The sequence below is a fragment of the Gemmiger formicilis genome (assembly GCF_016901605.1).
GTDB classification, from domain to species: domain Bacteria; phylum Bacillota; class Clostridia; order Oscillospirales; family Ruminococcaceae; genus Gemmiger; species Gemmiger formicilis_B.
Map to the genome: position 1 here is coordinate 1 of NZ_JACJKP010000341.1, position 879 is coordinate 879.

Below are 879 nucleotides of genomic sequence, written 5' to 3' on the forward strand. Positions count from 1 at the left end.
CCCCGCCGCCGCGGCCAGCTGTTCCAGGGTAACGTTTTCCCGGTAATGGCGGTGGATGTATGCCAGCGCCTGCCGGACCGGCGCATCGTCCCCGGGGCTGTGCCCGCCCCCCGCCGCAGCCTGCCGCAGCAGCCCTGCCAGCAGCCACAGCATCCGGCTTTTCCAGGCCAGCAGCTGCCAGGGTTCCGGCCGGGGCGGCAATGCCAATGACTGAAAGAAATCTTCTCCAAAAGTCGGTTCCTCCGTCTGGAAGATCACCGGCGGCAGCCCGTCCAGCACAGCCAGCCGGCGGGCCGCTTCGTCCGGGTCAAACTCCACAAACACCGAACGGTAGACCCCGACGCCCTCCGCCTCCATACCGGGACGGCGCACAAACACCGTATGGGGGATGGTCTGCAGGGGCAGCCCGTCGGTGAGGATATACCCGCTGTGGGAAAAGACAATATACTCTATCTCGTAGTGGCGCACCACACGGCGGCCATAGCTCTGGCTGCGGTGGGTATGCAGTACCTGCCCGCAGTCATGCCAGCCGACAAACACCGGCGATATGCCTTGCAGCGCCGCTTCTTCCATTCCGGTCCCGCCTTTCCCGCCGCCTGCGCATTTCTTTGCCGCCATTATAGCATGAGAGGACAAAATTGTGTAGGTTTGCCGCAAAATCGGGCATGGGAAATCCCGCCGGGCTGTGTTACGCTGGGGGCATACTCCACAATCCACACAGGAGGGATATTTTTATGATCTACCATGTGGCACAGCAGGCCGCACCGGCGGGGGACGGTTCCGCCGCCCGGCCTTTTTCCACCATCGGGGCCGCCGCGGCCGCCGCACAGCCGGGGGACACCGTCCTCATCCACAGCGGCATCTACCGGGAATGGGTAT

1 protein-coding gene is annotated in these 879 nt (G+C 64.1%); it reads right to left on the bottom strand.

Annotated elements, in window-relative coordinates:
• Positions 1-573 (bottom strand): hypothetical protein (locus tag H6B10_RS14715; RefSeq protein ID WP_204652278.1); only part of this gene is annotated, 573 nt, incomplete at its 3' end.
• Positions 574-879: the final 306 nt, after the last annotated feature.